Origin of the sequence: Corynebacterium sp. HMSC035E02 (genome assembly GCF_001836065.1) — a bacterium.
Taxonomy (GTDB): Bacteria; Actinomycetota; Actinomycetes; order Mycobacteriales; family Mycobacteriaceae; genus Corynebacterium; species Corynebacterium hiratae.
Window position 1 is genome coordinate 20,480 of record NZ_KV827337.1, and the last position, 13,599, is coordinate 34,078.

Here is a 13,599-nt window from a genome sequence, read left to right on the forward strand (position 1 = left end):
GGGCACGAACCCTGGTGACGGCAAGAAGCCGGAGGAGAACAAGGAGAAGAGCTCCTTCGACGACATTAAGGCCAAGCTGTCTTCCGAGGAAGGCAAGCCGACCGATCTGGGCATCGCCGCCATCGTCCTCGGCGTCCTTGGCGCAATTGCTGCTGCTGTTCCGGCCGCTGCTCAGGCTCTGAACATCAAGCTTCCGTTCTAATCACTGAAGCTTGAACGTCCTAAGGGACGTCGTTAAGCACACAAGGCACCCCCACCACCATCGCGTGGATTGGGGGTGCCTTTGTGTGTTCATGGGGAGTACTCCCGAAAACCAAAGGTTTTTCGTCTTACATCAGCCGCAGGCGTGGGATCTGGGTTACACTCCGAACCCAACCGGTACCGGTTAACGGAATGATTCATTCCACTTTCCATCACCCTTTCACCTACTACCTATTCTCGGAGTACTTATGTCTAACTTCTCTCGCGGCCTGCTTGCCGCAACCCTGACCAGTTCACTCGCATTCGCTGGGGCCACCGCCGCCTCTGCTGAGGAAGCTGCCACCACCAACTGCGGCTCCCCGAAGGCCGAGTTCACTGCCACCGTTGATGGCAAGGAGCACACCTTCAAGAAGGTCAGCGAATTCCTGTGGCAGGCCACCGACGATGAAAAGGTTGAGCTAAGCCGCGCCGATATCTTCGACCTGGCTAAGGATGGCGAAGACGTATGCGATGCTGAATCTATCGATATCGACGACTGGGGCACCGGCAACGATGGCGGCGGTTCCGACAATGACGAGACCGACGGCGACGATGAGTCAGACGGCAACACCGGTGGCGACGATGACGCCGACAACGACGACGAGTCCGAGGGCGGCGACGATGACGCTGACAACGACGACGAGTCTGAGGGCGGCGACGGCGGCGACGACGCTGACAACGGCGACGACGAAGACTCCGAAAACGGCGACGGTGACGAGTCCGAGGGCGACAAGGACAAAAACAAGGACAAGAGCTCCTTTGATGGCATCAAGAATGCACTGTCCTCCGAGGACGGCAAGCCGACCGACCTGGGCATCGCAGCAATCGTCATTGGCGTCCTTGGCGCACTGGCTGCAATCGTCCCGAATGCTGCACGCGCACTGGGCATCAAGCTTCCGTTCTAACCTGAAGCACTAAAACGCCATTTCTTCGGCGTTGACTAGTCACCCCCAATCACTTCGTTCAAGTGATTGGGGGTGTTTTCGATGTCCGGAAAACACCCGTTAGCTAAGGGGCAGATTAAAAATAGTCAAATTTATATTCAAAGCTGCGACATCCGCTGCACGAGCGACCTACACTCTTACCTCAGCCGATACCGGTTATCTGATTGGTTCTAAAACCTTTCCGATTCACTATTTTTCACTTCTATTTCATCTCTACTGGAGACAACATGAATAACTTCTCCCGCGGCCTGCTCGCCGCAACCCTGACTGGCTCTCTCGTATTCGCTGGCACCACCGTCGCCTCTGCTGAGGAAGCTGCCACCACTACCAACTGCGGTACCCCGAAGGCTGAGTTCACCGTCAAAATTGACGGCAAGGACCACACCTTCAAGAAGGTGAGCGAGTTCGCCTGGCAGGCCACCGACAATGCAGAGCTCACGTTGAGCCGCTTCGATGTCTTCCAAATGGCCAAGGAAGGCGCAGCAGTGTGCGACTCCGAATCGATCGACCTCGGCGATTGGGGCGCTTCCCAGGGCGGCCCGGGCAAGGTCGACTTCGATATCGTCGACGGCGAGCGCCAGGATCCTGCACCTGTCGAGGACGAAGACAAGGACAAGGACAAGAACGAGCAGGACAAGGACAAGAATAAGGACAAGAAGAGCTCCGTTAAGGATGAGCTCTCTTCCGAGGACAACAAGCCGACCCCGCTCGGCATCGCTGCTATCGTTGCCGGCGTTCTCGCCGTCATCGCAGCTGCCTTCCCGTTCGTCAAGAACGCCCTGAAGCTCTAAGTCTTTAACGCCTGTTGCACAGGCACCTAATACCAGCGCCTCCGCGCCACAGAACCTGTGGCACGGGGGCGCTTTCACTTACCCCCACAACGCAGTTGCGGGACACACTTCACAAACTGACGTGATGCGGACTACACTAGGCACCCATAGATTGTTCAACAATTCGAGAACTATAGAAGAGGTGTCCTCCTGTCATGAGCACGCTGCACATAGACCTCAACGCTGACCTCGGCGAAACCACCGCCGGCAACCCCGTGGCCGATGACGCCGCGATGCTCCAGCTCGTCTCCTCCGCCAACGTCGCCACCGGCTTCCACGCCGGCGATCCGCACTCCATCGCGGGCACCCTCAAGGCGGCCGCAGAAGCAGGCGTCACCGTCGGCGCGCACGTGGGCTATAACGACCCAGCAGCCTTCGGGCGCCGCTTCATCGATTACGATCCTGCCGAGCTTGCCGACGAAGTCACCTACCAAATCGGTGCCCTCCAAGCCTTAGCCCAGGCCAACGGAACCCGCGTGGTCTACGTCAAGCCGCACGGCGCGATGTACAACACCATCGTCCACCACGAGGCCCAGGCCCACGCAGTTATCGACGGCATTAAGGCCTTCGGAGATCTCCCCGTCATGCTGCTACCCGGCGGCATCGCCGTTGACATCGCCGAGAAGAAAGGACTCACCGTCATCCGTGAGGCCTTCGCTGACCGCAACTACAACCCCGATGGCACGCTCGTCTCACGGCGAGAGGCGAATGCGGTGATGGGTGATGAGGGGGACGTCGTCAAGCGCGTGCTCGAAGTCGCTGAGACCGGATCCATCACCGCCGTCGACGGCTCCGTGCTCAACGTGGACGCCCAGTCGGTGTGCACGCACGGTGACTCGCCCGGCGCGGTACAACTGCTGCGCGGTGTAGTCAAGGAGCTGCAGGCGCGCGGGATTGAGATTCGGAGCGCCATCTGATGCATATTCACCCCGTAGGAACGCGCGCGCTGCTCGTGGAGCTGGAGGACTTGTCCCAGGTCATGGCGTGGCATGCGGCCCTCGACGCTAATCCGCTCAAGGACCAAGTCGACGCGATTGCTGCTGCCACCACCCTGCTGTTGACCTTTGCCACGCCGAATTCTGCTGCAGCTGCCGCTGAGAAGCTCCAGGACTTCCACCCCACGGCGCAGGCGGGCGAGGATCCGCGCTTTGTGGAGATCGACGTTCTCTATGACGGCGAGGACCTCGACGAGGCCGCCGAGTTGATGGGTATGTCGCGCGAAGGCCTCATTGACTGGCACACATCCACCGAATGGCTCGCCGCCTTCGGCGGCTTCGCGCCCGGCTTTACCTATTGCACCCCGGCTGACCCGGCGCAGAACTTCAACATCGAGCGCCGCGCCACCCCGCGCACCGCGGTGCCGGCGGGTGCCGTGGGTATTGCTGGCGGTTTCTCCGCTGTCTACCCGCGCGTCTCCCCCGGCGGCTGGCAGCTGCTGGGCACCACCTCGACCCCGATGTGGGAATCCGATGCCCACCCGCCAGCGCTGGTTCAGCCCGGTGACCGCGTACGCTACCGTGCGGTGAGCTCACTGCCAGAGGTGGTGTCCACCACTCCTTTCGGCCGCCGCACACCGGCACGCCTGCCGCGCTTGGAGGTCCTCGATGCGGGCTTGCTGACGCTCTATCAGGATCAGGGCCGCCCTGGCCGCGGCAACTTGGGGGTCACGCCCTCGGGTGCGGCCGACCTGGCAGCGGCCGCCACGGCCAATGTCGCGGTGGGCAATCCGCGCGGAGCCACCGTGTTAGAGAATATCGGCGGCATTCGCCTGCACGCGCTGACCGACGCCGTCGTGTGCGTCACTGGCGCCCAATCCCGCGTCCTGCTGGACGATATGCCGGTGCACCTCGCGCGCCCGGTGCTCGTCACCGCTGGCTCAACGGTGACCGTGGATCCCGCGACGGTGGGTCTGCGCAACTACATCGCTATCCGCGGCGGCATCGTGGCGGATGCGGAGCTGGGCTCTGCCTCGACGGACGTGCTCTCTGGGTTGGGGCCGCAGCCGGTGCGGCTGGGCGATGTCATAGGTGTCCTCCCCCGCTCCACCGCGATGACCGATGCCCAGCTGAGCAACCCGATGCGCGTTCGCGAAGGCGCGCACGGACAGACCGAGGGCGTGCTGCGTTGCGTGCTCGGCCCGCGCGATGACTGGTTCACTCCCGAGAGCCTGGAAGCATTCCTGGCCACGGAGTGGGCTGTGACCGCGCAATCCAACCGCGTGGGCGTTCGCCTGGTCGGCCCGGAGGGATCCGTGGAATTGAGCCGCGCCCGCGAGGGCGAGCTGCCCTCGGAGGGCATGGTTGCCGGTTCGGTCCAGGTCCCGCCGAGTGGCGAGCCCGTGATTTTCCTCCGCGATCACGCCGTGACCGGCGGCTACCCGGTCATCGCCACTGTCCTTGAAGAAGATATTGATATTGCCGCGCAGCTCCCGCCGGGGGCGACGGTCCGCTTTGAACTCGCTTAACCACTAGTAAAGGAACACCCACCCATGATCTCTGCAGTCCTTATTGCTAACCGCGGCGAGATCGCCGTCCGTATTGCCCGCACCGCGCGTGACCTGGGCATCCGCTCCATCGCGATTTACTCCGAAGCCGATGCCGGCGCCCTGCACACCCAGGTGGTTGACGAAGCTTATGCGCTTCCCGGCAACTCCGCGGCGGATACCTACATGAACATCCCGGCGCTCCTCGATATCGCCGTGCGCGCCGGTGCTGACGCCATCCACCCCGGTTACGGCTTCCTCTCGGAGAACGCCGACTTTGCCCGCACCGTGGCGGAGGCCGGCCTGACATGGATTGGCCCGTCGCCGGAGTCCATCGAGCTGCTCGGTGACAAGATTGCCGCGCGCCGCGTGGCCGAGGAGGTCGGCGCTCCGCTGGCACCGGGTACCTCCGATCCCATCGATGACTGGCAGGAGGCCCGCGCCTTCGCTGAGGAGCACGGCCTGCCCATCGCCATCAAGGCGGCTTATGGCGGCGGCGGACGCGGCCTCAAGGTGGTGGAGAACCTCGAGGACATCGAGGCCGCCTTCAACTCCGCCGGCCGCGAGGCCAAGGAGGCTTTCGGGCGTGCGGAATGTTACGTGGAGAAGTTCCTCACTCACCCGCGCCACGTGGAGGCGCAGATTCTGGCCGATACGCACGGCAACGTCGCCGTGCTAGGCACCCGCGATTGCTCCACGCAGCGCCGCTTCCAGAAGCTCATCGAGGAGGCCCCGGCGCCTGCGCTTAGCGACGAGCAGCGCACCGGCATCCACGAAGGCGCCCGCGCCATCTGCGCGAAGGTCGGCTACACCGGTGCCGGCACCGTCGAGTACATCGTCTCCGAGGATGGCACGATCTCCTTCCTCGAGGTCAATACCCGCGTGCAGGTGGAGCACCCGGTGACCGAGATGGTCACGGGCGTGGACATCATTGCGGAGCAGTTCCGCATCGCCTCCGGCGAACCCCTCTCCTTCGCGTCCGATTCCCCGTCTGATTCCTCTTCCTCGTCTGAAGCGCAAACTTCAGACGCATCGGACCCTGTGTCCGATGGCCACGCCTTCGAATTCCGCATTAACGCCGAGGACATCCTCAACGGCTTCGCGCCGTGCCCCGGCACCATCGTGCGCTTCGAGCCGCCGACGGGTCCTGGCATCCGCGTGGATTCGGGCGTGCGCTCCGGTTCCATCGTCCCGCCCTACTATGACTCGCTCGTGGCCAAGCTCCTGGTCTGGGGCCCGACCCGGGAGATCGCGCTGAAGCGCGCGCAGCAGGCGTTGAAGGAATTCGACATCGAAGGTGTACGCACCGTGCTGCCCTTCCACCGCGATATGGTCTCCTCCCAGGTCCTCGTGGACCATGGCGACGCCGATGCCGCGGCCGGCATTTACACCGACTGGCTCGACCACAACTACCGCCCTTCCGCGGAGGCCACGAGCACAACGGTCCCCGTCGAGGCCATCTACGCGCAGCGCACCCGCGTGGCGCTGGAGATCGACGGCAAGCTGGTCAGCGTGGGCTTCCCCACCGATATGTTGTCGCAGGGGCCGGTGAAGGGGGCGTCGGCAAGCGCGGCCTCCGGTGCCAGCGCCAACGGTAACGAAGTGACCTGCCCCTACGAGGCCAACCTCGTGGCGTGGAACGTGGCGGACGGCGAGGCCGTCGAGGAAGGCCAGGCCATCGCCACGATTGAGGCCATGAAGATGGAATCCGCGGTCAAGGCCCCGTCCGCCGGAAAGCTGAGCCGCGTGGCGAAAGAAGGATCCAGGCTGGAACCGGGCGCGGTGATCGCCACGATTTCTTAAGCGGCGGGCTACTGTAAGTCGCATGCTTGCAGATTCCGTCGCCTCCGCGCTTCGCGCCGCCATCTCCGAGGGCGAGTACATGCCCGGACATCAGCTCAGCGAGGTCCGCGCCGCCGAGCGCTTCGAATGCTCCCGCAACACCTTGCGGGAGTCTTTCGCCATGCTCGCTTCCGAGCGCATCGTGGAGCGCATCCCGCACAGGGGCGTGTTCATTGCCACCCCGGATGCCGATTTCGTGCGCGATCTGTACTTTGCGCGCGCTGCCATCGAGCCGGCCGCGGCGCGCTATGCCACCTTCGAAGACCCAGGCGAGCTGGTGCGGCTGACCGAATCCGCCGTGCTTTCCGACGCACCCCGCCCCCTCATCAACCAGCGCTTCCACCGGCAGTTGGTCGCTGGCTTGGGCTCGCCGACGCTGGACCGCTCCATGTCGCACCTGCTGGCGCGCATGCGCTTGACCTTCTTGTTGACGCTGGAGCGCTACCCGCAGATTCACGATAATCACGTCCAAGCCAACATCGACTTGGCCCACCTCATCGCGCAAGGCGAACGTGAAGCCGCCGCCGATGCCTGCCGCGCGGACTTGATGCGCGCGATGGAATCGATTCTCCGGGTCCTTTAACTGCGCCTCCGCGACACAGGACCGCCAGCGTTTGCAGGTACTTCTTCGCCCGCGGATCCAGCTTCGCCCGCGGGCCTACCCTGCGTTTACGGGCCTTTTTCGCCCGCGGGACCGTTTTCGCTTGCGCAAACAGCTAATGAGCGGCCATGGGGGCAGTTCGCAAATGGCATCTTCTAAAAGGCGTCAGTCAAAAGGCGTTTTCACGCCTAAAAACGCCTTTTGGGTTGCACACATGGCGTTTTTAGCCCCAAAGACACCTTTTGGCGGATGCCATCTGCGGGATGCCTTTTGTGAGATGCCATCTGGTGACGAGCCACGCGGCAGCGTACTCGGCGCCGTAGTCGGCGGTGCGCCGCGATTAGTGTGAGGCGTCTAGTCACGGAAGGTAGTGCCGCGGCGTGGAGCAGAATGACGAGACCGGAAAGCACTCCAGCCGCTGCGGCAGTAACTAAGGGATGAGGAAATCGCGGTCTGGGATATCGGTGACGAGCATCTTGCCCGGGGCATGCGTAATGGCCAGGCTGGGACGCGAGTTCATCACGATGGCCTGCGGGGTCACGCCGCACGCCCAAAAGACCGGGATGGTGCCCTCGGGAATGTCGACGGCTTCGCCGAAATCGGGCTGCGACAAGTCCTCGATGCCGATGGCCGCTGGGTCACCCACGTGAACCGGGGCGCCATGGACGCCCGGGTAGCGGGAGGTGATGCGGACGGCATCGGAAACCTGGCTCGCAGGAATCGGGCGCATGGAGACCACCATGGGCCCCGAAAAGACGCCGGCCGGCGCGCAGGGAATCGTGGTGCGATACATCGGTACATTGCGCCCCTGGTCAATGTGAGCGATGGAAATGCCGTTTTCCACGAGCGCATTCTCAAAGGTGAAGGAACAACCGATGAGGAAGGAGACGATGTCGTCGGAGTAGAACGGGGAAGCGTCGTCAAGCGTCTGCGTAAGCTGGCCGTCCTCGTAGATGTTGTAGGCCGGGATGTCGGTGCGGATGTCCCCGCCCGGGATGAGGTCAGAGGTGAACTGCCCGGCCTCCAGCACGCCCACGATGGGGCACGGCTTGGGATTGCGCTGAGCGAAGAGGAGGAAATCAAAAGCGTACTCGCTCGGCAGCGCGATGAGGTTGGCCTGCATGAAGCCGCGGGCGTGGCCGGCGGTGGTGGTCATGTCGTGTGCGCGGGCAAAGGCGCGTACCTCTGATGGGGTCTGCATCATGCCCATAGGTTAACGATTCCGGAGATGGATTTGATGCCGATGAAGATTTCCAGCACGAGCGCTAACACGCCAGCGATGAGGAGCCACATCGGTTGCTTGACACCGTGGGTGAGGTCGTGGCGCTTGAACGCGACCCACATGATCATGGCGAAGGCGATAGGCAGGATGATGCCGTTGAAGGCGCCCGCGAAGATGAGGAGCTTCTGCGGCGCGGAGTTGAGAATGCCGTAGAGGATGGCGCAGACCACGATGAACCCGACGGTCAGGAAGTTGCGGGTGCGCGGGCTGACCTTCTGGGTGGTCACGAAAGTGATGGAGGTGTAGGAGGCACCGATAACGGAGGACAGACCTGCGGCGAAGAGGACGACGCCGAAGGCGCGGAGGCCGAACTCGCCGGCGGCGTGGCGGAAAGCATCGGCGGCCGTGTTGTCCTCAGAGAGCGCAACACCAGTAGACACAACGCCGAGGACCGCGAGGAAGAGCAGCACGCGCATGATGCCGGTGACGATGATGCCGAGAACGGAGGTCTTGGTAATCGCGTTGACGTTCTCCGGGCCCGAGAGGCCGGAGTCGATGAGACGGTGCGCACCGGCGAAGGTGATGTAGCCGCCCACCGTACCGCCGATGAGGGTGGTGATGACGAAGAAATCGACGCTCTCCGGCATGACGGTGTTCTTCAGGGCTTCGCCCACCGGCGGCTGGGAAACAATCGCCACGTAGAGCATGAGCAGAATCATGATGGCGCCCAGCGCGGCGACGATACGGTCGAGTGCTACGCCTGCACGCTTGGACAGGAAGATGAAGATGGCGATGGCGGAAGCGATGAGGCCGCCGATGCGGGCATCGATGCCGAGCATGGCGTTCAGGCCCAAGCCGGAGCCGGCGATATTGCCGATATTAAAAACCATGCCGCCGATGAAGACCAGGATGGCGAGGAACCATCCGAGGCCAGGCAGAACGGTGTTGCCCAGCTCGTTGGCACGCATACCGGAGATGGCAAGCACGCGCCACACGTTCAGCTGAATGGCGATGTCGACGATGATCGACAGCGCAATGGCGAAGGCGAAGGCCGCGCCCATCTGGACGGTGAAGACGGAAGTTTGGGTCAAAAAGCCGGGGCCGATGGCGGAGGTAGCCATGAGGAACATGGCGCCGGCCATGGCGCCGATGCCCTTGGGAGGCTGCACCTCTGTCGGCGCGTTGTGGGCGGCTTCCCGGGAAGCGGAGGGGTTGGTGGGTTCCGAACTCATTGTTGGGCACCTTTCGTGACGAAGGTCGCATTAAACGTTGGTGAAAGCATAGGGGTTGTTCAACAATCTGTAAACAGCGCGGGGGTGGCGCACGTTACACCCTCGCCAAAATTGCAGCGGCCCACACACCCTGACCGCACACCGTTGCGCGCCTCCAAAAGGTGACCTAGGATACTAAGTTAACTAATCGTCATTCGTATTCATCAACGGAGGAACCCATGCCCCAGGACATCTACATCGCCGGGGCTGCACGCCTGCCCATCGGCAAATTTGGCGGCAGCCTCGCGCGCCTCTCCCTCACCGAACTTGGCTCTCTGGCCGCCGAAGCAGCTATTGAGCGTTCGGGTCTTACCGGAGCAGACCTCGATACCGCCGTGGCCTCCAACGTCATGCCAGTGGTTCCAAAGGACTTCTACCTCTCCCGGGCGATTGCCAAGAACGTGGGCATGCCAGACTCCTCCACCGCCATGGGAGTCAACCGCCTCTGCGGCTCCGGCGTCCAGGCGGTCATCAGCGCGGCCCAGCTCCTGCAGTCTGGCGACGGCTCCGTAGCGCTCGCCGTCGGCGCGGAATCGATGAGCAACGCCCCCTACTCCGTCGAAGGCGCGCGCTTTGGCAAGCGCATGGGTGACGGCAAACTCTACGACTGGCTCACCGGCGCGCTTTCCTGCCCTTTCGGCACTGGGCATATGGGCGTGACCGCAGAAAACGTCGCCGCGGATAACAACATTACCCGCGAGCGCCAGGACGAATTCGCCGCCGAATCCCAGGAGCGCGCCGCGAAGGCTCGCACGGAAGGCGTCCACACGGAAGAAATCGTCCCCGTCGGCGAGCTGGACTTTGATGAGGGGGTGCGGGAGACGGACGTCGAGAAGCTGGCGAAGCTCAAGCCTGTCTTTGTTAAGGACGGAACCGTCACTGCCGGCAACGCCTCCGGCATCAACGATGGCGCAGCGGCCGCCGTGCTGGCCACCGCGGAGGAAGTGACCAAGCGTGGCCTGGACCCGCTGGCGAAGATTGTGTCCTGGTCCGTCGCGGGCGTGGACCCGACGCGCATGGGCATTGGCCCGGTCGCCGCGGTGCCTAAGGCTTTAGAGAAGGCCGGCCTGAGCCTAGACGATATCGACCTCATCGAATCCAACGAGGCCTTCGCCGCCCAGGCCATCGCCGTGCAGGACCAGCTGGGCTTCGACCCGGCCAAGACGAGTATCTACGGCGGTGCCGTCGCGCACGGCCACCCGGTTGGCGCCACGGGCATCATCCTGCTGACCAAGCTGGCTTATGCGCTGCGCCGCCAGAGCAAGCGCTATGGCCTGGTCACCATGTGCATCGGCGGCGGTCAGGGAATCGCCATGATTATTGAGAATGGAGCGAAGTAAATGAGCATCACCAAGGTAGCCGTCATCGGCGCGGGTTCTATGGGTTCCGGTATTGCCGCGCTCTGCGCGTCCGCGGGCATGGACGTCGTGCTGCTGGACCAGGATGCGGAGGGTGCCCAGAAGGGCGTCGAGATCCAGCTCAAGCGCAAGGGCTTCCACCTGCCGGAATTTGCCGAGCGTGTTCGCGCCAGCGATGACTACGCCCTGCTGGAGGACCGCGAGTGGGTCATCGAGGCCATCTTCGAAGACCTGGGCGCCAAGCACTCGCTCTATCAGGCCATCGAGCCTCATTTGTCCGCGGATGCTCTGTTGAGTTCGAATACCTCAACCCTGCCGCTGGCCTCCCTGCTTGAGGGCGTACCGGAGACCCGCCGCGATAAGTTCGCCATCACGCACTTCTTTAACCCGCCGAAGGTCATGCGCCTGGTGGAGCTCATCGCGTCCGGAGCCACGGAGACCGCGCTGCGCACAACCATCGAGCAAACCCTGGGCAAGATTGCGCTCGAATGCCGCGATACCCCGGGCTTCATTGCCAACCGCGTGGGCTGCTACTGGATGGCCGCCGGCGTGGCCCGCGCCCGCGAGTTCGACGTGAGCTACGAGCTCGCCGACGCTGCCTTCGGCCGCGCCTTCGGCATCCCCCGCACCGGAATTTTCGGGCTGCTCGATTACATTGGCCTCCAGCTGGTCAAGCCCATTTGGACGTCTTTGGAGACGGCCCTGCCGGCGGGCGATCCGCTTCTCGACGTCCCCCTCGGCGATGACTCCTTCATCGAGGGCCTCGTTTCCCGCGGTCTGACCGGCCGCACCGGTGACGGTGGCTTCTATCGCGGCCGTGACGAGGTCATCAACGCCTCCTACGAATACGTACCCCGCACTCAGCCCACCGATCCTGTCGTGGGCCTCAAAGATCCGCGCGAGGTCATGGAGACCGATTCCCCCGGCGGCCGTTTTGCCCGCGCCGTCTTCCTCGACACGCTGGCGTACTGCTGCGAGGTCGCACCTGACATTGCGGACCACGTGGGCCTCATCGACGAGGGCCTTACTCTTGGTTTCGGCTGGAAGAAGGGCATCTTCGCGCTTGCCGACGCCATCGGCATCGACTGGGTTGCCTCCGCCTACGGCTCCAACGTCCCGGCCTTGGTCTCCGCCGCGGCTTCGGCGGGCGGTTTTTACGGCAAGGGCTCGGTGCTCTCTTCTCAGGGAGAACGTCAGGAACTCGCGCCGCGCGAGGGTGTTGTCACCCTGGCTTCTCTGGATGCGGAGACCATCGTGTCTCAGGAGGCGGGCGCTGTCCACGCGGTCTCCACCCCGGCTGGCCGCATCGGCATCATCGACCTACACACCCCGATGAACTCCCTGCCAACGCCCGCCCTCGAAGTCATCCGTGCCGCTCTGGGCGCCGTGACCTCGGAGAACCTCGTCGCGCTGGTTATTGGTAATGACAAGCCGGTTTTCTGCGCGGGCGCAGACCTCGCTTCCATCGCTTCCGCTGGTGAGTCCGGCGATGCCTCGCTCGTCGAATCCCTCCTTTCGGACGGCTCGACCACCCTACGCGCCCTTAAGTTCGCCCCGGTTCCGGTCGTGGCCGCTGTGCGTGGCGTCGCTCTGGGCGGCGGCTTCGAAACCGCTCTGGCCTGCGACCGCATCGTGGCCCACGCCGATACCCGCCTTGGCTTCCCGGAGCGCACCGTGGGCCTCTACCCCGGCTGGACCGGCACCATCTCCTCGCTGGAGCGCCTCAAGGCGGCCGGTGTCGAAGACTATCACCAGAAGGCCTTCGATTTCATCGCGTCCGCCCGCAACTTCTCGTCTGCTTTCGAGGCACAGAAGGCTGGCTTTTTGTCCTCGGATGATGTCGTGCTCATGTCCTACGACCACGTCCTCGCCCGCGCTATGGAGGAGGCCGCCACCCTGGCCGGCTCCTACACCCCGCCGGCCGATGAGGAGATTGAGATGTACTCCGGCTCCCCCGCCCTCGACCGCGATTGGCCTATCGAGGGCACCACCGAGAATGACCACGTCATCGTGGCCAAGCTCGCCGAGATGTACACCGGCTCCGGCTCGCTGAGCTTCACCGAGTTCTGCGACCGCGAGGTGGAGTACGACGTACCGCTGGTCCTCCTGCCCGCCAACGTGGAGCGCGCCAAGCACATGGCCGCGACCCGCAAGCCGCTCAACAACTAGCCTGCGCCACCCTCATCGCAAATGGTCCCCTTACTCTGGTCCCCTTTACTCAGCAAAGGGACCATTTGTATGGGGTTTTGGTGTGGAGATGGTCCCTTATCAGCACTAAGAAACCAAAGTAGAAGGACCATCTAAACTCGGCGGTGCTTGATGAGGCTCGCTTTCCACCCCACCACTATGCGCTACGGTGCGACCTCACAGCCTTGAGCGCTGCCCGCACCTCACTGACCACTCGTGGTCTTTCATAAAGCAATTCGCTCGGGGAATACGGCAAGACAACAAAGCCTAGATTCTGGATGTGCTTTTCACGCTGCCGCTCCGCCCGGATGACCTCATCCACCGGTTTGCCGTAGGTGATTCCGTCATATTTCACATGCCCATCAATAACGAGTTGGACGCGATTTTCGTAGATAAGCGCAGTAGCGGGCAAGGCACGTTCGTCCCGATTGACTTTGACGCGGTCGTCAAAGCACGCACAAGACGTGTGAAGCTAACATTGTAAGTATTGTGGGCTCGCTACACCACAACGCTGGCCCAGCCGGGCCAGCGTCACTACAGCTACGACCGGTTCCGCCAACTGGTTGCCTCCCATGTCGACGCGGCCGGGCTGACCGCCCGGATCACCCATGCACCAGGGCAT

General features: G+C 63.2%; 10 protein-coding genes and 1 pseudogene. 9 read left to right on the plus strand and 2 right to left on the minus strand.

Annotation, left to right across the window (positions count from 1 at the left end; translation table 11 throughout):
- From HMPREF2635_RS05295 to HMPREF2635_RS05325, 7 genes and pseudogenes are all read left to right on the plus strand, one after another.
- A pseudogene (locus tag HMPREF2635_RS05295) lies at positions 1 to 202 on the plus strand (hypothetical protein); the annotation flags it as partial.
- A gap of 247 nt (positions 203 to 449) precedes the next feature.
- The gene (locus HMPREF2635_RS13625; protein WP_070517180.1) at positions 450 to 1,145 is read left to right on the plus strand and encodes a hypothetical protein; all 696 of its coding nucleotides are present in this window, start codon (positions 450 to 452) and stop codon (positions 1,143 to 1,145) included.
- 266 nt (positions 1,146 to 1,411) lie between these two features.
- Positions 1,412 to 1,975, plus strand: a complete 564-nt coding sequence (locus tag HMPREF2635_RS05305) for a hypothetical protein (protein WP_070509519.1) — start codon at positions 1,412 to 1,414, stop codon at positions 1,973 to 1,975.
- Between the two features lie 194 nt (positions 1,976 to 2,169).
- A complete protein-coding gene (locus HMPREF2635_RS05310) occupies positions 2,170 to 2,931 on the plus strand; it encodes a 5-oxoprolinase subunit PxpA (RefSeq protein WP_070517178.1) in 762 nt (253 codons plus the stop codon).
- Complete coding sequence (locus tag HMPREF2635_RS05315) at positions 2,931 to 4,478, plus strand: 5-oxoprolinase subunit B/C family protein (protein ID WP_070517176.1); 1,548 nt, start codon at positions 2,931 to 2,933, stop codon at positions 4,476 to 4,478. The genes HMPREF2635_RS05310 and HMPREF2635_RS05315 overlap by 1 nt, the downstream gene beginning before the upstream one ends.
- A 24-nt stretch (positions 4,479 to 4,502) precedes the next feature.
- Positions 4,503 to 6,299, plus strand: coding sequence for an acetyl/propionyl/methylcrotonyl-CoA carboxylase subunit alpha (locus HMPREF2635_RS05320; protein ID WP_070517174.1), 1,797 nt, complete (start codon positions 4,503 to 4,505; stop codon positions 6,297 to 6,299).
- Between the two features lie 22 nt (positions 6,300 to 6,321).
- Positions 6,322 to 6,921: a GntR family transcriptional regulator gene (locus tag HMPREF2635_RS05325; RefSeq protein WP_046649182.1), complete on the plus strand. Its 600-nt coding sequence runs from the start codon at positions 6,322 to 6,324 to the stop codon at positions 6,919 to 6,921.
- A gap of 448 nt (positions 6,922 to 7,369) precedes the next feature.
- On the opposite strand, the gene HMPREF2635_RS05330 is transcribed toward HMPREF2635_RS05325, so the two are convergent.
- Positions 7,370 to 8,149, minus strand: coding sequence for a putative hydro-lyase (locus HMPREF2635_RS05330; protein WP_369799716.1), 780 nt, complete (start codon positions 8,147 to 8,149; stop codon positions 7,370 to 7,372).
- On the minus strand, positions 8,140 to 9,303 hold the full coding sequence (locus tag HMPREF2635_RS05335; protein WP_141745908.1) for an NRAMP family divalent metal transporter: 1,164 nt from the start codon (positions 9,301 to 9,303) through the stop codon (positions 8,140 to 8,142). Before HMPREF2635_RS05335 ends, HMPREF2635_RS05330 begins: the two co-directional genes overlap by 10 nt.
- Before the next feature lie 308 nt (positions 9,304 to 9,611).
- Here HMPREF2635_RS05335 and HMPREF2635_RS05340 point away from each other — a divergent pair, with 308 nt between their 5' ends.
- Complete coding sequence (locus HMPREF2635_RS05340) at positions 9,612 to 10,772, plus strand: acetyl-CoA C-acyltransferase (protein ID WP_070517170.1); 1,161 nt, start codon at positions 9,612 to 9,614, stop codon at positions 10,770 to 10,772.
- Entirely contained in the window at positions 10,773 to 12,959 is a 2,187-nt protein-coding gene (locus HMPREF2635_RS13785; RefSeq protein WP_070517168.1) for a 3-hydroxyacyl-CoA dehydrogenase/enoyl-CoA hydratase family protein, read from the plus strand.
- Positions 12,960 to 13,599: the final 640 nt, after the last annotated feature.

What these genes read in the sequence shown, in the direction of transcription:
- HMPREF2635_RS05335 (WP_141745908.1), bottom strand. Translation starts at nt 9,303, where the DNA reads ATGGCCGGCGCCATGTTCCTCATGGCTACCTCCGCCATCGGCCCCGGC.
- HMPREF2635_RS05340 (WP_070517170.1), top strand. Translation starts at nt 9,612, where the DNA reads ATGCCCCAGGACATCTACATCGCCGGGGCTGCACGCCTGCCCATCGGC.
- HMPREF2635_RS05325 (WP_046649182.1), top strand. Translation starts at nt 6,322, where the DNA reads ATGCTTGCAGATTCCGTCGCCTCCGCGCTTCGCGCCGCCATCTCCGAG.
- HMPREF2635_RS13785 (WP_070517168.1), top strand. Translation starts at nt 10,773, where the DNA reads ATGAGCATCACCAAGGTAGCCGTCATCGGCGCGGGTTCTATGGGTTCC.
- HMPREF2635_RS05305 (WP_070509519.1), top strand. Translation starts at nt 1,412, where the DNA reads ATGAATAACTTCTCCCGCGGCCTGCTCGCCGCAACCCTGACTGGCTCT.
- HMPREF2635_RS13625 (WP_070517180.1), top strand. Translation starts at nt 450, where the DNA reads ATGTCTAACTTCTCTCGCGGCCTGCTTGCCGCAACCCTGACCAGTTCA.
- HMPREF2635_RS05310 (WP_070517178.1), top strand. Translation starts at nt 2,170, where the DNA reads ATGAGCACGCTGCACATAGACCTCAACGCTGACCTCGGCGAAACCACC.
- HMPREF2635_RS05315 (WP_070517176.1), top strand. Translation starts at nt 2,931, where the DNA reads ATGCATATTCACCCCGTAGGAACGCGCGCGCTGCTCGTGGAGCTGGAG.
- HMPREF2635_RS05330 (WP_369799716.1), bottom strand. Translation starts at nt 8,149, where the DNA reads ATGGGCATGATGCAGACCCCATCAGAGGTACGCGCCTTTGCCCGCGCA.
- HMPREF2635_RS05320 (WP_070517174.1), top strand. Translation starts at nt 4,503, where the DNA reads ATGATCTCTGCAGTCCTTATTGCTAACCGCGGCGAGATCGCCGTCCGT.